Genomic DNA, 20,168 nt, shown 5'->3' with positions numbered 1-20,168 from the left:
CTCAGCCCCCAGCGACCAGCGGCAGCACCCGGTCCGAGAAGAACCCGGCGAGCGTCTGGGTCATGAAGCTCATCGTGACCCAGAACACCACGAGCATCAGCCCGACCTTGGGCACGAAGGTCAGCGTCATCTCCTGCACCGAGGTCAGGGCCTGGAAGAGCCCGATCGCCACGCCCGTCACCAGCGCCACGATCAGCAGCGGCGCCGACATGGTGACGGCGACCCAGAGTGCCTGCCGGGTCAGGTCGAAGATCAGGTTCTCGTCCATCAGACCGGCATCCGCAGGATTTCCTGGTAGGCCTCGACCACCCGGTCGCGGATCGCGACGGCGGTCTCCATCGCCATCTGCGCCTCGGCGATGGACTGGACGAGCGCCTGGGTGTCGCTGGTGCCGCCCATCGCGCCGATGGCGGCGCGGTCGGCGCCCTCGATGACGCGGGCGAACTCGGCGGCGGCGCTGCCGATCCCGGCGGCGGGGCCGGCGGTGGCAGGGGCGGGGGCGGCGGCGGTGCGTGCCTCGGCATAGGCCGAGGCAGCGCGGCTGCCCGACTGGATCGCGGCGGTGGCGAGCGAGAACATGGCGGCTCCTTTCAGCGGCGGATCAGGTCGAGCAGCGAGGCCGACATCGCCCGCGACTGCTCGAACATCTTGAGATTGGCTTCGTAGCTGCGGCTCGCCTCGCGGGCGTCGGCGACCTCGACCACGAGATCGACGTTCGAGCCGAGGTAATACCCGTCCGGTCCGGCCATCGGGTTGCCGGGGTCATAGACCTCGGGCAGGGCACGCGTGTCGTGCAGCGTCCGGCTGGCCGCGACGGCGCCGGTGGCGCGGCCGAAGTCGCGCTCGGGCTCGAACCGGACCAGCTTGCGGCGATAGCCGGGGGTGTCGGCGTTGGCGATGTTCTCGGAGATGTGGCGCAGCCGCACCCCCTGGGCGCGCAGGGCCGAGGCCGAGATCGCGGTGGCGGAAAGATCGGTCATCCCCGCCCCCCTCAGCCGCGGCGCCCGGCGGCGGTGCGCAGGAGCGTCATCCCCGACTGCACCACCGCGAGCGACAGGTCGAACTGCCGCTTGGCCTCGGCCGCGCGCATCATCTCATCCTCGAGCGAGACGGTGTTGCCGTCGGGCGAGGCCTCGCCGCCCGCGTCGATCCGCGCCGCCCTGACCCCGCTGCCGCCGCTGCCCCAGTCGCCCGCGCCGACATGGCCGGGGCGGGTTGTGCGCAAGCCGACGCTGAGCGCGCCGGGCGGTTCGGGCGCGAAGGCCGCGAGGTCCGCCGCGCGGTAGCCGGGGGTGTCGGCGTTGGCGACGTTGGTGGCGATCACCCGCTGGCGGGCGGCCGCATGGGCGCCGAGTTCGCGCGCCATGCGCATCGTGTCGATTTGTCCGAACAAGGGATTCTCCTCGTGCCTGGCGATAAACCCGGTCTTAACCCCGAGAGGTTTATAAACCGTTTCGCGGCGCAGATTTTCTGACCGCCCACAGCGAAGCGGAGCGAACAGAGCCATGCTGGACAGGATCGAATCGGCCGCCGCACGCATCCGCGGCCTGCGGCTTGGGCGTCACTTCGGCCGCGTCTCGGCGATTCGTGCGGGCGTGGTCGAGGTCGACGGGCTGAGCCATTCGGCCTCGGTCGGGGACCGCGTCGGCTTCCTGCACGGCGCGCTTTTCGGCGAGATCATCGGCCTCACGCAGGATCATGCGCTGGTTCTGCCCGAGGGGGCGGCCGACGGGCTGTCGATCGGCGCGGTGGTCGAGCTCTTGTTCCGGCCGGTGCTGGCGCCCTGCGACGGCTGGATCGGGCGCATCGTCGACCCGCTCGGCCGGCCGCTCGACGGGCGGCCGCTGCCCTCGGGTCACGCCGACCGGCGCTATCGCGCCCCGCCGCCCCCGGCGGCCTCGCGGCGGCGGCTGGGGGGGCGGCTCGACACCGGGCTTGCGGTCTTCGACACGTTGCTGCCAATCGTCCGGGGCCAGCGGATCGGGCTCTTCGCGGGTTCGGGGGTGGGCAAGTCCACGCTGCTGTCGCTGCTCGCCCGTGGCGTCACCGCCGATGTCGTGGTAATCGCCATGGTGGGCGAGCGGGGCCGCGAGCTGCGCGAGTTCGTCGAGCAGACGCTCGGACCCGAGGGGATGGCGCGGGCGGTGGTCGTCGCCGCGACCTCGGACCAGTCGCCGCTGATGCGGCGGCGCTGCGCCTGGGCGGCGATGGCGGTGGCCGAGCATTTCCGCGACGCCGGGCGGCACGTGCTGTTCCTGGCCGATTCGATCACCCGCTTTGCCGAGGCGCACCGCGAGATCGCGCTCGCCTCGGGCGAGGCGCCGAGCCACCGCGGCTTTCCGCCCTCGACCGCGCAGATGATCATGGCGCTGGCCGAGCGCTCGGGACCGGGCCCGGACGGGCCGGGTCACGAGGGGTCGGGCGACATCACCGCGATCTTCTCCGTCCTTGTCGCCGGGTCGGACATGGAGGAGCCGGTCGCCGACATCCTGCGCGGCGTGCTTGACGGGCACGTGGTCCTCGACCGGGCCATTGCCGAGCGGGGGCGGTTTCCGGCGGTGGACGTGCTGCGGTCTGTCTCGCGCTCGCTGCCCCATGCGGCGAGCGAGGCCGAGAATGCGCTGATCGCGCGCGCCCGGGCGGCGATGGGCCTCTATGCCGAGTCCGAACTGATGATCAAGGCCGGGCTCTATGCCCCCGGCACCGACCCGCGGCTGGACGAGGCGGTGCGGCTGTGGCCCGCGCTCGACGCGCTGGCGGCGCAGAAGGCGGCGAATGCAGGGGAGAGTTTCCGGCTGTTGCGAGAGGCGCTGGCCGCGCGCGGGGGTGGGCCGGGGCGGTGAGGCGCGGAAGGCGGGGAATGTGGTCGGCGGGTGCGTGTTCCGAGCGGCGAGCTGTGCGACGGCACGGGGAAGTCGGCAAGCCGTGCGCCGGAACTTCGTTTATCCGCGTCACGCCTGCCTTGGCGCGAACGCCCGCCTGGCGGATCAACCCAGCGGAAACCGGCTCACATTTGTTAACCGCCTGAACCGGAGAGCACTGCGGGGGGTTCTCGTGCCGACTGCCAACGAAATCGGGCCGCGGCGTCGGCCCGTGTCAGCCCAGGGCGAGCCGCATGACCTCTTCGACACCGCGCGACCCGTCGCTCCTCGGCCATAATGCCTCACAATTCAACGACTTGGCGCGCGACCGCGACCGGCAGACCGACACCATCGAGGTGGTCGAAGAGACCGCCCGCATCGGCATCCAGCGCCGCGAGACGGGCGGTGTCCGCGTCCGCCTGATGACTGAGGCGGTCGAGGAAATCCTGCAGGCGCAACTCGGCTCGCAGCGTGTCGAGGTCTCGCGCCACCCCGTCGAGCGCGAGGTCGACGCGATCCCCGCCCCCCGCGAAGAGGGCGACCTGCTGATCATCCCCGTGGTCGAGGAACGCGCGGTGGTCCGCACCGTCCTCGTCCTCACCGAAGAGATCCATGTTCGCCGGGTGCACGCGACCGAGACGGTCGACGTTCCGGTGAGCCTGCGACGCCAGCGCGCGGTGGTCGAGCCGCTGGAGCCTGGCCCGGCCGACCCGGGCGACCCCGACCCCGGACAGCCTCCGTCCGGCTACAACGGGCGCGACGGCTGACCGACCGAACGTCGCCCAGACCCACCGCGCCCGCCCCGACCCCCTGAAACAAGGACCAATCACAATGGCCATCGAAAATACCGGCTCCACCCGCTCGCTTTCGGCGATGTTCGACACCCGTGCCGAGGCCGATCGCGCCGTGTCGCGGCTCGAAGCCGCCGGCATCGCTGATGTCGTCCTGACGGGCGGCGAAAACGAAGGCTACGGCAGCGTCCAGCGTGACGCGGCCGTCGATACCCGCACCCACGACAAGGGCTTCTTCGAGTCGATCGGCGACTTCTTCTTCCCTGAGGAAGACCGCTACGCGTATGCCGAGGGCCTGAACCGCGGCGGTTACCTCGTGACCGTCTCGAACCTCGCGGCCGGGCAGTACGACACCGCGCTCGACATCCTCGACGACGAGGGTGCGGTCGACCTGGACGCCCGCGAGGCCGAATGGCGCGAAGAGGGCTGGACCGGCTATGACCCCGTGCTCGGCACCGCGACCACCGGCTACGCCGAGGGCCGGGTCGAGACCGAGCGTCACGCCACCCGCGCCCCGCTCGAAGGTGACCTCGACGCCGACGGCAAGATCGACGTGGTGGAAGAGCGGCTGATGGTCTCGAAGCGCGAGGCCGAGGGCGGCCGCGTCCGCGTGCGGTCCTACGTCCGCGAAACCCCGGTCGAGCAGGATGTCGAACTGCGCAGCGAGCGCGTCAGCATCGAGCGCCGCCCGGTGGACCGCCCGGCTGACGGCGCGACCTTCGAGGACCGCACCATCGAGGCGCGCGAGTATGTCGAGGCGCCCGTGGTCCAGAAAGAGGCCCGCGTCGTCGAGGAGATCCACCTCAACAAGGACGTCGAGAGCCACGTCGAGACGGTGCGCGACAGCGTCCGCAAGACCGAGGTCGAGATCGAGGACGAGCGCGCCCCGGGCCTGGCCACCGACCGCGACCTCGATCGCCGCTGAGGCTAATCGCAAGATGTGAGGCGGGGGGCGGCGGCTGCGCTGCCCCCCGTTCGCCGTCCGGGTCCGGTGTAACTTTGTTAGCCGCCGGGCGCTGCGCATTGCATCATGTTGGTCCGCCTGACATTTATTCGCCCGCTGCGTCCCTGAAAGACCATCATGGCACTGACTGAATATTTCGTCCGCTATCTCCAGCGCCGCGATTCCCTGAGCGCTGCGGACCTCGAGAAGCTGCGGTCGATTTCCACCGAGACGCGCAGCTTTGCCCCCGGCGAGACGATGGTGTCCGCGGGCAACGACATCGACCGCAGCTGCCTGATGCTGCGCGGGATGGCGGGCCGCCTGCACATCCTGCGCGGAAACTCGACCCAGACGGTCATCACGGCGCTGCACGTCCCGGGTGACTTCGTGGACCTGCACGCCTTCGTCCTGAGCGGGATCGAACACAGCGTCATCGCCGTGGGCCCGGCCGAGGCCGAGTTCATCGACCACGCGGTGCTGACCGAAATCACCGAGAACTACCCGCATCTGACGCGCCTGCTGTGGATGTCCACGGCCATCGATGCGGCAATCCACCGGCAGTGGTTGGTGGCGGCGAACGCGCTGCGGTCGAGCGCGCATCTCGCCCATCTGATCTGCGAGATTTACACGCGGCTCGCCGCCGTGGGTGCGGCCCGCGACCACCGGCTGACGCTGCCGCTGCTGCAGCGCGAGCTGGCGAACATCCTCGGCTACTCGTCGATCCACATCAACCGCGCGGTCCGCGACCTGCGCGACCGCGGGCTGGTGCGCTGGGCGGGAACCGACATCCAGATCCTCGACTGGCTGGGGCTTGCGCGGCTTGCGCGGTTCGACCCCGAGTATCTCGACCTCGAGCGCCGCCGCCGCTGAGCCCTACTGGCAGAGCCGGAACCCGCCGCGCCGGGCCTTGACGTCGAGGTGCAGGTGATCCTCGTGCGCGGCATTGCTGCCCGGGCCGAGCACGGTGGTGAAGTAGAGGCAGGCCGCCCCCTGCACCGCATTCTGGAACGCCACCGCGAGGTCGCCCCGGTCGCCGGGCGGCGTGATCGGCATCGGCGGCGCGGTGTCGAAGCGGAAGCCGGCGATGTCGATGGCGTTCCCGGTCGCGTGCTCGGAGAGGTTCTGCGGCGTGCCGTTCCCGACCACGCCCCGGCACTGGTAGGTAGTCCCGAGCGAGAGGCCCGTCACCCGCGGCGCACCGGGCAGGCGGCCCGCGGCGGGGACCACGACCTCCGCCATCCAGTGGGCCAGCGCCCGCGCGGTCTCGCAGCGCATCGGCGCGGGCTGGTCCAGCGTCACGCCGGGCAGGATCGCGGTGACCTCGACCGGTCGGGCGATGCCGCAGTCGCGCTGCCCGGGGTCCGAGAGGGCGGGGATTTCGCGGTACTCCACCCCCAGGCGGCGCAGTTCGAGCCGGCAGGCGGCGTGGGCAAAGTCGGTTTCGCGCAGGGTTTCGGGGACCGGAGGGCCTGCGGGGACGATCGGCTCGGGCGGGATCAGCGTGCCGGAGGACGCTGGCGGGACGGTCGGCTCTGCGGCCGTGGATTTTGCGTCGGCTTTGGCCGCCGGGGCCGCAGGGGGCGGCATCTCCTCGGGCGGGATCAGGTGGCCTTGCGCGGCGGGGCGCGGGGACTCGGCCGGACGCCGCGGCGGGGGGGCGGTGTCCGCCGCCCCGGCGTCGGCCTGCGCCGGGCGGGACTTCGGGGCGGGGGCGGGGGCCTTGGCATCGTCGGCCTGCGCCACGACCGGCGCGACGCCCATTACCACGCTCGCCGCCCCGCCGAGTGCGGCGAGCCCGGCGAGCGCCGCCGCGGCGGTCAGGCGGCGCATCAGTTCGTGGCGGCGGGCGCCGCGGCGCCGGGGGTGGGGAGCACATAGGGCTGCGCGCCGGGGGTGGCGCCGGTCGCCTGGTCGAGCGCCTGACCCAGCGGATCGGACCCCGCGCCGCTCGTTGCGGCGGGCACCGCGCCCGGCGTGGCCGCCGGAGTGGTGCCGGGGACCGGCGTAGCGGTGGTACCCGTGGCCGGGGCGGCTGCGCCGGAAGCCGTAGCCCCCGCTGCACCCGCGACCGCTGCCGACCGCGGCACCGGGCGGCCGGACACCGTCACCCCCGGGGTCGCTGCCGCGCCCTCGGCCGTGCCGGCCGCGTCAGCCTCGGGGATCACCGGCGGTTCGACCGGCTTCGTCACATCCGCAATCGCCACCCCGGGCGCGAGGAAGTCGACGATCGTCACCCCCGGCTGCACCATCTTGGCCAGCTCGCGGGCATCCCAATTCGTCAGCCGCACGCAGCCGTGGCTTTCGTTCACGAACAGCCGCGACGGCGTCGGCGTGCCGTGGATGCCGTAGGTCGGCTGCGACAGGTCGATCCAGACGTTGCCCACCGGCCCGTTCGGCCCCGGCGGGATGGTCAGAACCTTGTCGTTCTTGCCCTGCTTGAAGTTGACGTTGGGGTTGTAGGTATAGGTCGGGTCCAGCGCGACCGCCTCGACCAGGTGGCTGCCATGCGGCGAGGGGGTGTCGGACGACCCGACCGTGGCCGGGTAATCGGCCAGCATCTTGCCCGCGCCGTCATAGGCCGCGACCCGCCCCGTCGCCTTGTCCACCACGATCCGCGCCACCTTGCCGGTGATCGGCTTGGCGGGGACGGTGATGGCGATCGTCTCGCCCGGCGCGATCTTCTTGCCGGGGTTCAGCTGGACCAGGAACTTCTCGTCCATGTGGAAGCGCTCGGCCAGCTTCTCGGCGACCGAGGTATAGCCGAGCGTCTCCATCTGCGCCTTTTCGGCGTAGTCGGTGGGGATCTTGTCGACGAGGCCCTTCGCGTCCTCCTCGGTGACGGTATAGGTCGAGGTCAGCGGCTCGCCCGCGAAGCGCTCGAGCAGCGCCCACACCTTGGGGTCGAGGTGGCCGTCCTGCGGCAGGCCGTGCATCCGCTCGAAGGCCATGATGGCGCTTTCGCTCATGCCCCCGCGGAACCCGTCCACCACCCCGGGCGAGACGCCTGAGCGGTCGAGCAGCACCTGCAGCTTGGCGGTCAGCGCCGACTGGCCGGGCGGCAGCTCGCCAGTCCCCGAGAAGGTCGCGGCCTCGATGTCGGCGGGCGTCATCGCCACCCGCTTGTCCTGTGCCGCGGCGGGCGACGCGAGCGCCACGAGCGGTGCGAGCGCCAGTGCCAGCGCCAGCGGGTGCGCCCGCAGTCGGACCGCGCCCCCGTGGCCGCGACCGGGGGCAGAGGGGCGGGCGGCGGCGGAACGAGGGGTGCGGGACATCGGGGCAGGCTCCAGTTCAGGCAAGGATCGGGTCAGCGAGGTACGGTTGAGGCGAAGTTCGGGTCGGGCGACGGTCGAAGGGGCGTTGAAGGGCAATCCGATGGCATCCGCCGCGGTTCCTGCCAAGCCCCCGCCGCACAACAAAGTTTGACCAGCGGCGATTCCGGCCCACGCCTCGCGCCCCCAAGGCGGCCGCGCGCGCGTGACCTTGCGTGACCCGCGGCCCTTCCGCCGCAAGGCCGCTTGCACCCCGCGCCGCCACCCCGCAGATGGACCCATAGCGACGACGCCGCACGAACAGCTTCGGGGGAGGCACCGATGGAAAACTGCCAGATCATCGACCGCGACACCTATCTGGTGGTCGTCAACGACAACCCGACGCGCCGCAACGCGCTGAGCGCCGGGCTGTACGCCGGGCTGCGCGCGGCGCTGGCCCAGGCGGCGGCCGAGCCGCGGATCGGCGCGGTGGTGCTGACCGGGGCCGAAGGGTTCTTCTGCGCCGGCGGCGACCTGAACCTGCTGATGACCGCGCAGACCATGTCCGAGGACGAGCGCCGCGCCCGGATCGAGGATCTGGCCGACCTGATCCGCGCCATCCTCGACTGCCCGCGCCCGGTGATCGCCGCGGTCGAGGGCGGCGCCGCCGGGGCGGGCTTCTCGCTCGCGCTGGCCTGCGACCTGATCATCGCGGCCGAGGATGCGCGCTTCTCGGCGTCCTACGTCAACGCGGGGCTGGTGCCGGACGGGGGGCTGACGGGCAGCCTGCTCGGCGCCGTTCCCCCGGCGCTCGCGGCCGAGCTGTGCCTCGGCGGCCAGCCCGTCGCCGCCACGCGGCTGCACCAGATCGGGGCGATCAACGCGGTGGTGCCCGCCGGTGGCGCGCTCGCCGCGGCCGAGGCTGCCGCGGCGCAGCTGGCCCGCGGGCCAGCCGACTCGCAGGCGTCGATCAAGCGGCTGATCGCAGGCGGGCGTCGGCAGCTGCTCGACCGCCAGCTCGAGGCCGAGGTCGCGCCGATGGCGACCGCCCTCGCCTCGGCCGAGGCGGCCGAGGGGATCGCGGCCTTCCTCGGCAAGCGCGCCCCCGACTTCGCCGCCCTGCGCCGTCGCGGCTGAACGCCCAAGGCGGCCCGGCCCGCGCTCAGCGGATGCGGGTCGCCATGACTTCGCCCGGCTGCATGGCGTGGCGGGACAGGCTGACCGGGGCGCCGGCCGTCCAGAGGCAGGTCTCATATTGCAGCACCGCGGCCTCGGGCGGGCAGCCGAGCATCTCGTGGGCGTCGATCGCCCCGGCGAGATGGGCCGAGATCCGCTGCTCGATCCGGGTGACCGGCGCATTGCCCGACACCCAGTCGTTGGCCGTCGTCTCTTCGCCCAGTGCCGGCAGCAGTTCGGGCAGCGCCCGGCTGTCGTGCCAGCGCCGTTCGGCGCAGATCAGCCGCTCGTCCGAATAGAACAGCGTGCAGGTCTCGACCAGCGCGGCGGGGTCGCTGCAGAACATCCGCTCGCACACGTCCGGGGGCGCGGCCCGACCCGAGACTCCGAGGAACTGGAAGCGGAAGCGGCGGCCCTCGGCCTCGACCATGTCGCGCATCCGCGGGACGCGCTGGCAGGCGCCGGGGTGGATGAGGTCGGGCGCGACCCGGGTGCCGATCCGCCGCCGCCGGTCCAGCACCCCGCGGTCGGCCAGCGCGGCGAGCGCCCGGTTCACCGTGGCGCGGGCGCAGCCGAACTCGGACGCGAGCTCGATTTCGGTCGGGATCAGCTCGCCAGGCGGATAGATACCCTCGGCGATCCGGCTCATGATCACGCCGCGGACCTGCAGCCAGCTGGTCCGTTCGCGCTGCGACCGGCGCAGGCGCGGACGGGCATCGGTGCTGTCGCCGGCGGACGCCGTCATGGTCTTGACCCTCGCTGGATGCCGGGTTTGTGCCACCCCGACCGCCGTGCTGGCAATGCGGAATATGCAGCGCCATGTTCCCCGGCGGCGCCCCGCCGCTCGGCCAGACGCCCCATCCGCGCGCCAGAGGCGGTGCGCCCGGCACCCCGGCCCCTTGCACTTTCGCCGCCGCCGTGACGGTCTGGCCGGACCAGCGGCACCCGGACCTGCGAGGGGGCGACGAGCATGATTCCCAGCGCCACGACGACACCCACGGCGGCGGTCCGCACCGGCCCGGTCTGGCCGGTGCTGATCGCCATCAGCGCCTGCCACATGATCAACGACGTGCTGCAGTCGCTGTTGTCGGCGATCTACCCGCTCCTCAGGGACGAGTTCACGCTGAGCTACGCCCAGATCGGCTGGATGACCTTCGCCTTCCAGGTCACGGCGTCGCTGTTGCAGCCGGTGGTGGGCATCGTCACCGACCGCCACCCGATGCCCAAGTCGCTGGCGCTGGGGATGCTGTCGAGCTTCGCCGGCGTGCTGACGCTGGCGCAGGCCGACAGCTATCCGATGCTGCTGGCCGGGGCGATGCTGATCGGGCTCGGCTCGTCGATCTTCCACCCCGAGAGCAGCCGGGTGGCGCGCACCGCCTCGGGCGGGCGGTTCGGCACCGCGCAGTCGCTGTTCCAGCTGGGCGGCAACGGCGGGCAGGCGCTGGGCCCGCTGCTGGCGGCGTTCCTCGTCGTGCCGTTCGGGCGGCCGGTGCTGGGCTGGCTCGCGCTGATCGCGCTGGGCGGGGTCGCGGTGCTGTGGCGCGTCGGCGCCTGGGCCGAGGGGCGGCGCAAGGCCGGCGCGCTGCGCGTCCCGCCGGCGCCGAACCTGCCCCGGCGCCGGATCCTCATGGCCATCGGCGTGCTGGCGCTGCTGTCGATGACCAAGGCGTTCTACATGGCAAGCCTGACGAGCTATTACACCTTCTTCCTGATCGACAAGTTCGGGGTCTCGAACCAGACCTCGCAGATCATGCTGTTCCTGCTGCTCTTCGGCTCGGCCGCCGGGGTGATGCTGGGCGGGATCGTGGGGGACCGGGTGGGGACGCTCAAGGTGATCTGGTTCTCGATACTCGGCGTGCTGCCCTTCACCCTGCTGCTGCCGCATGTGGGCCTCGCCGCCACCGGCGCACTGACGGTGCTGATCGGGCTCATCATCGCCTCGGCGGCACCCGCCATCGTCGTCTATGCGCAAGAGCTGGTGCCGGGCCGCACCGGGCTGATCGCGGGGCTGTTCTTCGGCTTTGCCTTCGGCATGGGCGGGATCGCGGCGGCGGTGCTGGGGCAGGTGGCCGACGCGCGCGGCATCCGCTTCGTGTTCCTCATCTGCTCGTTCCTGCCGCTTCTGGGGCTCTTCACCGCCTTCCTGCCGCGGCCGCGGGACATGGTGCCCGCGGGCTGACCCGACCCCGCCCCGGGCGTTGCCGCCTGCCGGAAAGCGCGGGCGGGGCGGCTGGACATCGCCCGCCCGGCGCGTGACCCTGCCGGTCGTTCGACGCGAAAGGACCGACGATGCGCTACAGCCGCGACCTGCGAGGCTACGGAGAGACTCCGCCCGACCCGCGCTGGCCGGGGGGCGCACGGATCGCCGTGCAGATCGTCGTGAACTACGAAGAGGGCGGCGAGAACTCGATCGAGCACGGCGATGCCGCGTCCGAGGCGTTCCTTTCGGAGATCATCGGCGCCCAGCCCTGGCCCGGCCAGCGGCACTGGAACATGGAATCGATCTACGATTACGGCGCCCGGGCCGGGTTCTGGCGGCTCTACCGGATGCTCAGGGACGTGCCGGTGACCGTCTACGGCGTCGCCACCGCGCTCGAGCGGTCGCCCGAACAGGTCGCCGCGATGCAGGCGGCGGGGTGGGAGATCGCCACCCACGGGCTGAAGTGGATCGACTATCGCAACATCGACCGCGAGACCGAGGCCGCCCACATCGCCGAGGCGATCCGCCTGCACACCGCGGTGACCGGCGCGCGGCCGCTGGGCTTCTACCAGGGCCGGACCTCAATGAACACGGTGGCGCTGGGGTGCGAGGAGGGGGGATTTGCCTATCTTGCCGACAGCATCGCCGACGACCTGCCCTATTGGCACGTCCACGAGGGGCGGCCGCAGCTGATGGTGCCCTATACGATGGACGCCAACGACATGCGGTTCTCGTCCGGGCAGGGGTTCGGGACGGGCACGGATTTCTTCGACTACCTGCGCGACAGCTTCGACGTGCTCTATGCCGAGGGGGCGGCGGGGGCGCCGAAGATGATGTCGATCGGGCTGCACTGCCGCCTCGCCGGGCGGCCGGGGCGGGCGGCGGCGCTGCAGCGCTTTCTCGACCATGCCCGCGCGCACGAGGGCGTGTGGTTCGCCACCCGGCTTGACATCGCGCGGCACTGGGCGGCCGAGCATCCGTTCCGTGATGTGGAACGCCCCTCGGCGATGGACCGCGCGGCCTTCGTGGCGCGGTTCGGAGGGGTCTACGAGCACTCGCCCTGGGTGGCCGAGCGGGTCTGGGACGCCGAGATGGGCGCGGTCCACGACAGCGCCGCGGGGCTTGCGGCGCGCATGGCGCAGATGTTCCGGCAGGGCACCGACGCCGAGCGCCTGGCGGTGCTGAACGCCCACCCGGACCTTGCCGGCAAGCTGGCGGCGGCCAAGCGGCTGACCGCCGAGTCGACCGCCGAGCAGGCGAGCGCCGGGCTCGACGCGCTGACCGACGCCGAGCGGGCCGAGTTCACCCGGCTGAACGAGGCCTATACCGCCCGCCACGGCTTCCCGTTCATCATCGCGGTGCGCGACCACGACAAGGCGGGGATCATGGCGGCGATGGCGCGGCGGGTCGCCAACGACAGCGCCACCGAGCGGGCCGAGGCCGAGCGTCAGGTGGCGCGCATCGCGGCCCTGCGGCTCGAGGCGGCGCTGGGGGAGGGGGGCGCTGCCCCCCGCCGCTGACGCGGCCCCCCCCGGGATATTTGGGCAAAAGAGAATGGGTGCTGGGGCCGCAGCCATTCCCGGGGGCAACCGTCCGGCAGGGTGAGCCGGGGCAGGCGGGCCCTTCGACCAACGAGACAGAGTGAGGCGCAGATGATCGACGACACCACCCCGACCGGCAACATCGCCCCGATCCCCGGCGAGGACGCGGCGCCGCACCCCCCCGCGCCGCCCGCCACGCGCGGACCGCAATACGCCGGCCCGGTCGCCGGGCTGCCGCCGCAGACCGGGCTGACCACCGACACCGCCGTCTTCACCGAGGCCTACGCCGTCATCCCCCGCAGCGTCATGCGCGACATCGTGACGAGCTTCCTGCCCGGCTGGACCGGGATGCGGATGTGGATCATCGCCCGGCCGCTCTCGGGCTTCGCCGAGACGTTCAGCCAGTACATCGTCGAACTCGCCGAGGGCGGCGGCTGCGACGCGCCCGAGGACGACCCCGAGATCCAGTCGGCGCTGTTCGTCACCGGCGGCGAGATGGACGTGACCATCGACGGCACCACCCACCGGCTGACGCCCGGGGGCTTCGCCTATGTCCCGCCGGGGGTGGCGTGGGCGGTCCGCAACGCCTCGCCCGGGAACTGCGGCTTCCACTGGATCCGCAAGCGCTGGCAGCCCGCCGCGGGGGTCGAGCGCCCCGACCCCATCGTCACCAACGAATCCGAGGTTGCCCCCAGCCCGATGCCGGACACCGAGGGCGCCTGGGCCACCACCCGCTTCGTCGACCCGGCCGATCTGCGCCACGACATGCACGTCACGCTGGTGACCTTCCAGCCCGGCGGCTCGATCCCGTTCGCCGAGACGCACGTGATGGAGCACGGGCTCTTCGTCCTCGAGGGCAAGGCGGTCTATCGGCTCAACCGCGACTGGGTCGAGGTGGGGCCGGGGGACTTCATGTGGCTGCGCGCCTTCTGCCCGCAGGCCTGCTATGCCGGCGGGCCGGGGCGGTTCCGCTATCTGCTCTACAAGGACGTGAACCGGCACGCGCCGCTGTGGTTCGGCACCCACGGCTCGGGGCGGTAGGCGGCGCGTCAGGCGCCGCTCACCCGCCACACCGCGTTGCCCACGTCGTCGGCCACCAGCAGCGACCGCCCGTCGGGACCCACCGCCACGCCGACCGGGCGGCCCCAGGCCTCGCGTTCGTCGGGCGACAGGAACCCGTCGAGGATGTCGCGCGGCGGGCCGGCGGGGCGGCCGCCCGCGAAGGGGACGTGGATCACCCGGTAGCCTGACAGCTTGGCGCGGTTCCACGACCCGTGCTGGCCGATCACCATGCCGGCGCCGTAGCCGGGCAGCACCCCCTCGGGCAGCCAGCAGAGCCCCAGCGAGGCGGTGTGGCCGCCGAGCGCATAGTCGGGGGTGATCGCCCGGGCGACAGCCTCGGGGTTCGGGGGCACGCGGTCGTCCACGACGCGGTCCCAGTAGCACCACGGCCAGCCGTAGAACCCGCCCTCGCGCACCGAGGTCAGGTAGTCGGGCGGGGTCTCGTCGCCCAGCCCGTCGCGCTCGTTCACCACGGTCCAGAGCGCGCCGGTCTCGGGCTCGAACGCGAGGCCCACGGCGTTCCGCAGCCCCGTCGCGTATTCGCGCGCGGCGCCGGTGGTCAGGTCCAGCTCCCAGATCGAGGCGCGGCCCGCCTCGGCCTCCAGCCCCTCGTCGGCGATGTTGGTGAGCGAGCCGACCCCGGCGTAGAGCCGCCGCCCGTCCGGGGAGGCGAGCAGGCTGCGCGTCCAGTGGCCGCCCGGCTTGAAGCGGGCCAGCCGCTCGCCCGGTCCCTCAAGCCGCGTGGCGCCCTCGCGGTAGTCGAAGGCCACCACCCCGTCGGTGTTGCCGACGTAGAAGCGCCCGTCCACCAGAGCCATGCCGAAGGGCTGGTTCAGCCCGTCGCGGAAGACGTGGCGGTCCTCGGCCCGCCCGTCGCCGTCCGCGTCACGCCACAGCGAGATGCGGTTGGCGCTGGGGCCGAGCGCGCTCGCCCGGCGCATGGTGGCGTGCTTGGCGCGGTCGAAGAGCGACTCGGGCTCGCCCGCCTGCTCGCGCGATTCGGCCACCAGCACGTCGCCGTTCGGCAGCACCTCGAGCCAGCGCGGATGTTCGAGCCCCTCGGCGAAGGCGTTGACCGCCAGCCCCTCGGCCGCGCGCGGGGTGCGGCCGCCGGACCAGCCCACCGCGGTCGGCATCTTGAGCGTCATCACCCGCTGCGGACGCGCCTCGGGGATCGCGGGGCGGGTGCCCACCGCCTGCTCGGCCGGGGTGGCGCCGCGGCGCAGCGCCACCATGACGCCGCCCACCATCTCTGCCGCCTTGCCGATCCAGTCCGCCATGCCGTCCCCCCTTGCGTTTCGTCCCACAACGCGCGCCACCGGGCAGGCCGTTCCGCCCCCCAGTGCGCGCCTTCCACCCTGCGGCGGGGTGTGGGAAAGTGGCAAGCCCTCCCGCCCCGTCCTCTACCGGGCGCCCCACCGTCCAAGGCCATGCCGATGCCCGTCTCTCCCGCACCCCGCCCGCGCCGCCAGCGCCCCACCCTGCGGCACGAGCGCGCCTGCTTCGCCGAGGGCGCCACGCTTGTCTGCGGCGTGGACGAGGCCGGGCGCGGGCCGCTCGCCGGGCCGGTGACGGCGGCGGCTGTGATCCTGCCGGCGCGCGGCATCCCGCGGGGGCTGGACGATTCCAAGAAGCTCGAGGCCCCCGAGCGCGCGCGCCTCGCCGCGCGGATCGAGGCCTGCGCCATCTGGGCCGTCGCCCACGCGAGCGTCGAGGAGATCGCCGCGCTCAACATCTATCACGCCAGCCACCTCGCCATGTGCCGGGCGGTGGCGGCGCTGGCGCAGACGCCTTGCGTGGTGCTGGTGGACGGCAACCGCATCCCCCGCGACCTCGACCGCCCCGCCCGCGCCATCGTCGGCGGCGACGCGCTGAGCCTGTCGATCGCCGCGGCCTCGATCCTCGCCAAGGTGGCGCGCGACCGGATCATGGTGGATTTGGCGCAACAGCACCCCGGCTATGGGTGGGAGCGGAACATGGGCTACCCCACGGCCGAGCACCGGACCGCGCTGCGCGACCTTGGCCCCACCCCATTCCATAGGCGCGGCTTTCCCGCGGTTCACAAGATATTGTGTCCAGAACTATCGCTAACAGACTGATTCAAAATACTATTTGACGCCGAATCACCTCTGACTCATCTTGGGGGCAAGAAACGGGCGGCCCATGCAGCCGACCCGGACCAGAGAGCAGAGATGACCCGCACCACCACACACCCGCGCGTTTCGCGCGCCGCCCCCGGCGTGCCGGACGACAGCCCCGCCACGCTGCCGCTGAACCAGATCCTCGCCGGAGACTGCATCGAGGTGATGAACGCCCTGCCCGCGGGCTCGGTGGACCTGATCTTCGCCGACCCGCCCTATAACCTGCAGCTGCGGGGCGAGCTGCACCGGCCCGACAACAGCCGCGTGGACGCGGTGGACGACCACTGGGACCAGTTCGGCAGCTTCGCCCACTACGACCGCTTCACCCGCGACTGGCTGGCGGCGGCGCGGCGGCTGTTGAAGCCGGACGGGGCGATCTGGGTGATCGGCAGCTATCACAACATCTTCCGCGTCGGCGCCGAGCTGCAGAACCAGGGGTTCTGGCTGCTGAACGATGTGGTGTGGCGCAAGTCGAACCCGATGCCGAACTTCCGCGGCAAGCGGCTGACCAATGCGCATGAGACGCTGATCTGGGCCTCGAAATCCGAGGGGGCGAAATACACCTTCAACTACGAGGCGCTGAAGTCGCTCAACGACGGCATCCAGATGCGCTCGGACTGGACGCTGCCGATCTGCACCGGCGGTGAGCGCCTGAAGGGCGAGGACGGCGCCAAGGCTCACCCGACGCAGAAGCCCGAAAGCCTGCTGCACCGGGTGCTGGTCGGGACCACCAACCCCGGCGACGTGGTGCTGGACCCGTTCTTCGGCACCGGGACCACGGGGGCGGTGGCGAAGATGCTGGGCCGCGACTGGATCGGGATCGAGCGCGAGGAGGCGTATCGCGAGGTCGCCACGCGCCGCCTCTCGCGCGTGCGCCGGCTGGATGCCTCGGCGCTGGCCACGACGACCGCCAAGCGGGCCGAGCCGCGGGTGCCCTTCGGCCAGGTGGTCGAGCGGGCGATGCTGCGCCCGGGCGAGGAGCTGGTGTCGATCAACGGCCGGCACACGGCGCGGGTGCGGGCGGACGGGTCGCTGATCGGGCGCGACGTGCGCGGCTCGATCCACCAGGTCGGCGCCGCGCTCGAGGGCGCACCGTCATGCAATGGCTGGACATATTGGCATTTTCGCCGCGACGGACAGATGATACCGATCGACATCCTGCGCCAGCAGATTCGGTCGGAGCTGGCCGCTGACGGCTGACGCAGGTTCGCCGGTGTCTCGGGCGACCGGGGTTTCCCCCCGCGCGCCGCGGGACGAACTTGCCCCGCCAGGGTGACCTGGCGGGGTTTTTTTCTGCCCTACAGCGCCCCCCTCGGCATCGGCAGCGCGCCCTGCGCGTAGGGTTTCCAGTCCGCGATGTCGGGGTAGAACTGCCGCCGCCAGGCCCGCACCCGCGGGTTCATCCGCCGCCGCCACCACGGCGGGACCATCGCCACGAAGGTCATCGCCGGGTAGCCGTAGGGCAGCTGCGGGGCCTCGTCGGGGGTGTAGGTCTTCAACAGCGGAAAGCGCCGATCGGGCTTGTAGTGGTGGTCCGAGTGGCGCTGGAGGTTGATGAGCAGCCAGTTCGACGCCGTGTGCGCCGCATTCCAGCTGTGGCGCGGGCGCACCGGCTCGTACCGCCCCTCGCCCATGTGGCGGCGGGTGAGGCCGTAGTGCTCGACGTAGTTCGTCAGCTCGAGCTGCCAGACGGCGACGAAGGCCTGCCAGAGGAAGAGGGCCAGCCCCTCCCACCCGCCGAGCGCGGCGGCGAGGCCCAGCATCGCGGCCTGCAGCGCGGCGTAGCGCCAGAAGGGGTTGCGCCGGTCCCACCAGGGCCGCCCGGCGCGGGCCAGAAGCCGCCGCTCGGCGCGCCAGGCCGAGCGCGGGCAGTCGCTGAGCACGCGGGCGAAGAAGCGATAGAACCCCTCGTTGTAGCGCGCCGAGACGGCGTCGCGCGGGGTGGCGACCCAGGCGTGATGGACGAGCAGATGCTCGCTGCGGAAATGGGAATACAGCGTCATGGCGAGCAGCAGGTCGCCCAACGCCCGCTCCCACGCGGGTTTCTGGTGCAGAAGCTCGTGGGCGTAGACCATGCCGATGGTGCCGGTCATCACGCCGAGGCCGAAGAACAGGCCCAGCTTCTCAGCGGTGCCGAGATGGGTGCCGTGGGTGGCGACCCAGATCGCGGTGAACAGCACCACCGCCTGCACCGGCGGCCAGATCACCGTGATCGCGCGGTGCCAGACGAGCCGCGCCGTCGGGGTCTCGGGGTCCGGGTTCTCGGTGTTGAGCCCCAGAAGCGCGTCGAGCCCGGTGACGAGATACCACGCGTAGGCCGGGATCAGCGCCCACCACCACCCGCCCCGCGCCATCGCCAGCCCGGCGAGCGGCACCAGCGCCAGCGACATCCAGAACGGCAGGGCGGAGCGGAGCGGGCTCATGCCGAGGGTTCTAGCGCGCCGGGGGCGCGGGCGGAACGGGGGACCGCTGCGGGATGGGGTATTTGGGCCGGAAAGACGCTGGATTGGGGCGGCTGCCCGTCGCGCGGCGCATGTTCCGGGCGCGGCGGCCGGTGCGGCCGCTCGTAACGTGGGCGCGTGCGAGCCGCGGGCAGACCCCCTTGCAGCAACGCCCGTCCGCGCTTACCCCGATCCGCGTGCGGGCGTGGCGGAATGGTAGACGCATGGGACTTAAACTCCCTGGGCCCAACGGCCGTGCGGGTTCAAGTCCCGCCGCCCGCACCATCGCCTCTCGGACCCGGTTCAGCGCCCGCGGATGATCGACTGCGGGTTGCGCTCGATCGCGCGGGCAGTCGAGCCGACCGAGGCCGCCGCCCGCGCCACCTCGCGCAGCGCGCGGGTGAACTCGGCCTGCAGCGCGCCGTTGCCGCCGAAGCTCGACACCACCTGATCGGTCCGCGCGGCGAGCTGTTGCAGCCGCGCCGACAAGGGCGCGATGCCGTCCGCCGCGCGCCCGACCCGCGCCGCCGCCTCGCTGATCGCGGTCAGCGACTGGTTGAGGCGCTGCGCCGTGCCGCCCTCGTGCAGGTCCTTCAGCACCGCCGAGGCCGCCGCCAGCGTGTCCGACAGGTTCCGCGGCAGCGCCGCGGCGTCGTCCGAGCCGATCATCGCCCGCAGATCCGCGAGGATCCCCTGCGCCTCGGCCGAGAGCGCCGCGAAATCCACCGCCGCGACCGATTTGGCGGCGGTCCCGACCTCGCCGGCCGCGGACTCAATCCCGGTCAGCGCGCCGTCGATCTTGCCGTCGAGCCCGCGCGCGGCCTCGGTCACCTGCGCGGCGGCGGTCGAGACGCCGGTCAGCGCCTCGTTGAGCCGCCCGGCCGTCCCGCCCTCGCGCAGCTCCGTCAGCATCGCCGAGGCCTGGTCGAGCGTCCCGCCCAGCTTGCCCGGCAGCGCCGCCGCGGCATCCGAGCCGATCAGCGCCCGCGCGTCGGCCAGCACCCCCTTGGCCTCGGTCGAGAGCGCAGCGAAATCCGTCGCCGCGACCGCCTCGGCGGCCTTGCCGACCCCGCTCGCGGCCGAATCGACGCTCGCCAGCGCGCCGTCGATCCGCGCCCCCAGCCCGTCGAACTGGGTCGAGAAATCCTTGAGCGTCGCCCCCACCCCGGCGATGCCCGACACCGCCTCGGAGATGTCGCCGATCGCCTGGTCCAGCTTGCCCGACGCCTGGTCCACGTTGCGCAGCACCGCATCGGCGTGGGCGAGGTTCTCGTCGCTCAACAGCCGCGAAAGCTGGGCGGCCGAGTTGCGCAGCTCGTCCACCAGCTCGGGCGCGGCCTCGGTGATCGAATCGAGCGTCGAGCGCCCGGCGCGGATCTGCGGCAGCCCCTCTTCGGGCTCTTCGAGCAGCGGCGCGGTGCCGGTGCCGGCCGAGACCGAGACCGTGGACAGGCCGGTGATGCCCTGCGGGACCATCACCGCCTCGCTGTCGGTGCGGATCGGGGTGTCGGCGCGCAGCCTGAGCTGCACCCGCACCCGCCCGTCGGGGTCAAGCCGGATGTCGGTGACCTGGCCCACCGGCACGCCCGAGAACTGCACCTGCGTGCCGGCCGAGATGCCGCCGATCTCGGGGAAGACCACGACGTAATCGTCAAAGGCGTTCTGCCCGTCGCGGCCCATGAACCACATCAGGAATGCCAGCAGCCCCAGGAACCCGGCGATGGTGAAGCTGCCGATCAGCAGGTAGTTGGCTTTCGTTTCCAT

General features: G+C 72.3%; 20 protein-coding genes and 1 tRNA gene. 11 read left to right on the top strand and 10 right to left on the bottom strand.

Going from position 1 to position 20,168, the window contains the following annotated elements; genetic code table 11:
* Position 1 precedes the first annotated feature (1 nt).
* The 4 genes from BLW17_RS04595 to BLW17_RS04580 are packed head-to-tail and all read right to left on the bottom strand — an operon-like array spanning position 2 to position 1,393.
* Complete coding sequence (locus tag BLW17_RS04595; RefSeq protein WP_036734994.1) at positions 2-268, bottom strand: flagellar biosynthetic protein FliQ; 267 nt, start codon at positions 266-268, stop codon at positions 2-4.
* On the bottom strand, positions 268-579 hold the full coding sequence (fliE, locus tag BLW17_RS04590; RefSeq protein WP_036702626.1) for a flagellar hook-basal body complex protein FliE: 312 nt from the start codon (positions 577-579) through the stop codon (positions 268-270). The genes BLW17_RS04595 and fliE overlap by 1 nt, the downstream gene beginning before the upstream one ends.
* A gap of 11 nt (positions 580-590) precedes the next feature.
* Positions 591-980 (bottom strand): flagellar basal body rod protein FlgC, encoded by a 390-nt coding sequence (flgC, locus tag BLW17_RS04585; protein ID WP_036735000.1) that lies wholly within the window; start codon positions 978-980, stop codon positions 591-593.
* Between the two features lie 11 nt (positions 981-991).
* Positions 992-1,393, bottom strand: coding sequence for a FlgB family protein (locus tag BLW17_RS04580; protein WP_036708430.1), 402 nt, complete (start codon positions 1,391-1,393; stop codon positions 992-994).
* Positions 1,394-1,505: 112 nt separating this feature from the next.
* On the opposite strand from BLW17_RS04580, the gene BLW17_RS04575 reads away from it, so the two are divergent.
* The 4 genes from BLW17_RS04575 to BLW17_RS04560 all read left to right on the top strand — a co-directional run bounded on the left by BLW17_RS04575 (position 1,506) and on the right by BLW17_RS04560 (position 5,465).
* Positions 1,506-2,843: a FliI/YscN family ATPase gene (locus tag BLW17_RS04575; RefSeq protein ID WP_036708433.1), complete on the top strand. Its 1,338-nt coding sequence runs from the start codon at positions 1,506-1,508 to the stop codon at positions 2,841-2,843.
* 272 nt (positions 2,844-3,115) lie between these two features.
* Positions 3,116-3,628, top strand: a complete 513-nt coding sequence (locus BLW17_RS04570) for a YsnF/AvaK domain-containing protein (RefSeq protein ID WP_074826129.1) — start codon at positions 3,116-3,118, stop codon at positions 3,626-3,628.
* A 64-nt stretch (positions 3,629-3,692) separates the two neighbouring features.
* The gene (locus tag BLW17_RS04565) at positions 3,693-4,577 is read left to right on the top strand and encodes a YsnF/AvaK domain-containing protein (RefSeq protein ID WP_052176508.1); all 885 of its coding nucleotides are present in this window, start codon (positions 3,693-3,695) and stop codon (positions 4,575-4,577) included.
* A 156-nt stretch (positions 4,578-4,733) separates the two neighbouring features.
* The gene (locus BLW17_RS04560; protein ID WP_052176509.1) at positions 4,734-5,465 is read left to right on the top strand and encodes a Crp/Fnr family transcriptional regulator; all 732 of its coding nucleotides are present in this window, start codon (positions 4,734-4,736) and stop codon (positions 5,463-5,465) included.
* Between the two features lie 3 nt (positions 5,466-5,468).
* Here BLW17_RS04560 and BLW17_RS04555 read toward each other — a convergent pair whose 3' ends face one another.
* Both BLW17_RS04555 and BLW17_RS04550 read right to left on the bottom strand, forming a co-directional pair.
* Positions 5,469-6,425 carry an extensin-like domain-containing protein gene (locus BLW17_RS04555; protein WP_244507309.1) on the bottom strand — a complete coding sequence of 319 codons (957 nt, stop codon included), beginning with the start codon at positions 6,423-6,425 and terminating at the stop codon, positions 5,469-5,471.
* Positions 6,425-7,867, bottom strand: a complete 1,443-nt coding sequence (locus tag BLW17_RS04550) for a L,D-transpeptidase family protein (protein ID WP_081969122.1) — start codon at positions 7,865-7,867, stop codon at positions 6,425-6,427. Before BLW17_RS04550 ends, BLW17_RS04555 begins: the two co-directional genes overlap by 1 nt.
* Positions 7,868-8,185: 318 nt before the next feature.
* Here BLW17_RS04550 and BLW17_RS04545 point away from each other — a divergent pair, with 318 nt between their 5' ends.
* Complete coding sequence (locus BLW17_RS04545) at positions 8,186-8,980, top strand: oxepin-CoA hydrolase, alternative type (protein WP_036703578.1); 795 nt, start codon at positions 8,186-8,188, stop codon at positions 8,978-8,980.
* A gap of 25 nt (positions 8,981-9,005) precedes the next feature.
* Here the strand turns inward: BLW17_RS04545 and BLW17_RS04540 are convergent, their stop codons facing one another.
* Positions 9,006-9,764, bottom strand: a complete 759-nt coding sequence (locus tag BLW17_RS04540; protein WP_052174884.1) for a GntR family transcriptional regulator — start codon at positions 9,762-9,764, stop codon at positions 9,006-9,008.
* A 225-nt stretch (positions 9,765-9,989) separates the two neighbouring features.
* Here BLW17_RS04540 and BLW17_RS04535 point away from each other — a divergent pair, with 225 nt between their 5' ends.
* The 3 genes from BLW17_RS04535 (at position 9,990) to BLW17_RS04525 (ending at position 13,801) form a co-directional block, all read left to right on the top strand.
* On the top strand, positions 9,990-11,198 hold the full coding sequence (locus tag BLW17_RS04535; RefSeq protein ID WP_036733211.1) for an MFS transporter: 1,209 nt from the start codon (positions 9,990-9,992) through the stop codon (positions 11,196-11,198).
* A 110-nt stretch (positions 11,199-11,308) separates the two neighbouring features.
* On the top strand, positions 11,309-12,739 hold the full coding sequence (gene puuE / locus BLW17_RS04530; protein ID WP_036733208.1) for an allantoinase PuuE: 1,431 nt from the start codon (positions 11,309-11,311) through the stop codon (positions 12,737-12,739).
* A gap of 132 nt (positions 12,740-12,871) precedes the next feature.
* On the top strand, positions 12,872-13,801 hold the full coding sequence (locus tag BLW17_RS04525) for a bifunctional allantoicase/(S)-ureidoglycine aminohydrolase (protein ID WP_081962593.1): 930 nt from the start codon (positions 12,872-12,874) through the stop codon (positions 13,799-13,801).
* Positions 13,802-13,809: 8 nt separating this feature from the next.
* Here BLW17_RS04525 and BLW17_RS04520 read toward each other — a convergent pair whose 3' ends face one another.
* A complete protein-coding gene (locus BLW17_RS04520) occupies positions 13,810-15,102 on the bottom strand; it encodes a PQQ-dependent sugar dehydrogenase (RefSeq protein ID WP_036733205.1) in 1,293 nt (430 codons plus the stop codon).
* 156 nt (positions 15,103-15,258) lie between these two features.
* Here BLW17_RS04520 and BLW17_RS04515 point away from each other — a divergent pair, with 156 nt between their 5' ends.
* Both BLW17_RS04515 and BLW17_RS04510 read left to right on the top strand, forming a co-directional pair.
* On the top strand, positions 15,259-15,921 hold the full coding sequence (locus tag BLW17_RS04515) for a ribonuclease HII (RefSeq protein ID WP_052176359.1): 663 nt from the start codon (positions 15,259-15,261) through the stop codon (positions 15,919-15,921).
* 93 nt (positions 15,922-16,014) lie between these two features.
* Positions 16,015-17,163: a site-specific DNA-methyltransferase gene (locus BLW17_RS04510; protein ID WP_081969121.1), complete on the top strand. Its 1,149-nt coding sequence runs from the start codon at positions 16,015-16,017 to the stop codon at positions 17,161-17,163.
* Between the two features lie 98 nt (positions 17,164-17,261).
* Here BLW17_RS04510 and BLW17_RS04505 read toward each other — a convergent pair whose 3' ends face one another.
* The gene (locus tag BLW17_RS04505) at positions 17,262-18,386 is read right to left on the bottom strand and encodes an alkane 1-monooxygenase (RefSeq protein WP_036733202.1); all 1,125 of its coding nucleotides are present in this window, start codon (positions 18,384-18,386) and stop codon (positions 17,262-17,264) included.
* A gap of 217 nt (positions 18,387-18,603) precedes the next feature.
* Here BLW17_RS04505 and BLW17_RS04500 point away from each other — a divergent pair.
* Positions 18,604-18,689, top strand: a tRNA-Leu gene (locus BLW17_RS04500).
* Between the two features lie 18 nt (positions 18,690-18,707).
* Here the strand turns inward: BLW17_RS04500 and BLW17_RS04495 are convergent.
* Positions 18,708-20,168, bottom strand: coding sequence for an MlaD family protein (locus BLW17_RS04495; protein ID WP_052176358.1), 1,461 nt, complete (start codon positions 20,166-20,168; stop codon positions 18,708-18,710).

Origin of the sequence: Paracoccus sanguinis, assembly GCF_900106665.1 — a bacterium.
Taxonomy (GTDB): Bacteria; Pseudomonadota; Alphaproteobacteria; order Rhodobacterales; family Rhodobacteraceae; genus Paracoccus; species Paracoccus panacisoli.
The sequence above is the reverse complement of the archived record's forward strand: the minus strand, read 5'-3'. Positions and strand labels throughout refer to the sequence as shown.

What these genes read in the sequence shown, in the direction of transcription:
- BLW17_RS04595 (WP_036734994.1), bottom strand. Translation starts at nt 268, where the DNA reads ATGGACGAGAACCTGATCTTCGACCTGACCCGGCAGGCACTCTGGGTC.
- BLW17_RS04525 (WP_081962593.1), top strand. Translation starts at nt 12,872, where the DNA reads ATGATCGACGACACCACCCCGACCGGCAACATCGCCCCGATCCCCGGC.
- fliE (WP_036702626.1), bottom strand. Translation starts at nt 579, where the DNA reads ATGTTCTCGCTCGCCACCGCCGCGATCCAGTCGGGCAGCCGCGCTGCC.
- BLW17_RS04515 (WP_052176359.1), top strand. Translation starts at nt 15,259, where the DNA reads ATGCCCGTCTCTCCCGCACCCCGCCCGCGCCGCCAGCGCCCCACCCTG.
- BLW17_RS04570 (WP_074826129.1), top strand. Translation starts at nt 3,116, where the DNA reads ATGACCTCTTCGACACCGCGCGACCCGTCGCTCCTCGGCCATAATGCC.
- BLW17_RS04505 (WP_036733202.1), bottom strand. Translation starts at nt 18,386, where the DNA reads ATGAGCCCGCTCCGCTCCGCCCTGCCGTTCTGGATGTCGCTGGCGCTG.
- BLW17_RS04555 (WP_244507309.1), bottom strand. Translation starts at nt 6,425, where the DNA reads ATGCGCCGCCTGACCGCCGCGGCGGCGCTCGCCGGGCTCGCCGCACTC.
- puuE (WP_036733208.1), top strand. Translation starts at nt 11,309, where the DNA reads ATGCGCTACAGCCGCGACCTGCGAGGCTACGGAGAGACTCCGCCCGAC.
- BLW17_RS04495 (WP_052176358.1), bottom strand. Translation starts at nt 20,168, where the DNA reads ATGGAAACGAAAGCCAACTACCTGCTGATCGGCAGCTTCACCATCGCC.
- BLW17_RS04550 (WP_081969122.1), bottom strand. Translation starts at nt 7,867, where the DNA reads ATGTCCCGCACCCCTCGTTCCGCCGCCGCCCGCCCCTCTGCCCCCGGT.
- BLW17_RS04520 (WP_036733205.1), bottom strand. Translation starts at nt 15,102, where the DNA reads ATGGCGGACTGGATCGGCAAGGCGGCAGAGATGGTGGGCGGCGTCATG.
- BLW17_RS04535 (WP_036733211.1), top strand. Translation starts at nt 9,990, where the DNA reads ATGATTCCCAGCGCCACGACGACACCCACGGCGGCGGTCCGCACCGGC.
- BLW17_RS04540 (WP_052174884.1), bottom strand. Translation starts at nt 9,764, where the DNA reads ATGACGGCGTCCGCCGGCGACAGCACCGATGCCCGTCCGCGCCTGCGC.
- BLW17_RS04565 (WP_052176508.1), top strand. Translation starts at nt 3,693, where the DNA reads ATGGCCATCGAAAATACCGGCTCCACCCGCTCGCTTTCGGCGATGTTC.
- BLW17_RS04560 (WP_052176509.1), top strand. Translation starts at nt 4,734, where the DNA reads ATGGCACTGACTGAATATTTCGTCCGCTATCTCCAGCGCCGCGATTCC.
- flgC (WP_036735000.1), bottom strand. Translation starts at nt 980, where the DNA reads ATGACCGATCTTTCCGCCACCGCGATCTCGGCCTCGGCCCTGCGCGCC.
- BLW17_RS04545 (WP_036703578.1), top strand. Translation starts at nt 8,186, where the DNA reads ATGGAAAACTGCCAGATCATCGACCGCGACACCTATCTGGTGGTCGTC.
- BLW17_RS04575 (WP_036708433.1), top strand. Translation starts at nt 1,506, where the DNA reads ATGCTGGACAGGATCGAATCGGCCGCCGCACGCATCCGCGGCCTGCGG.
- BLW17_RS04510 (WP_081969121.1), top strand. Translation starts at nt 16,015, where the DNA reads ATGACCCGCACCACCACACACCCGCGCGTTTCGCGCGCCGCCCCCGGC.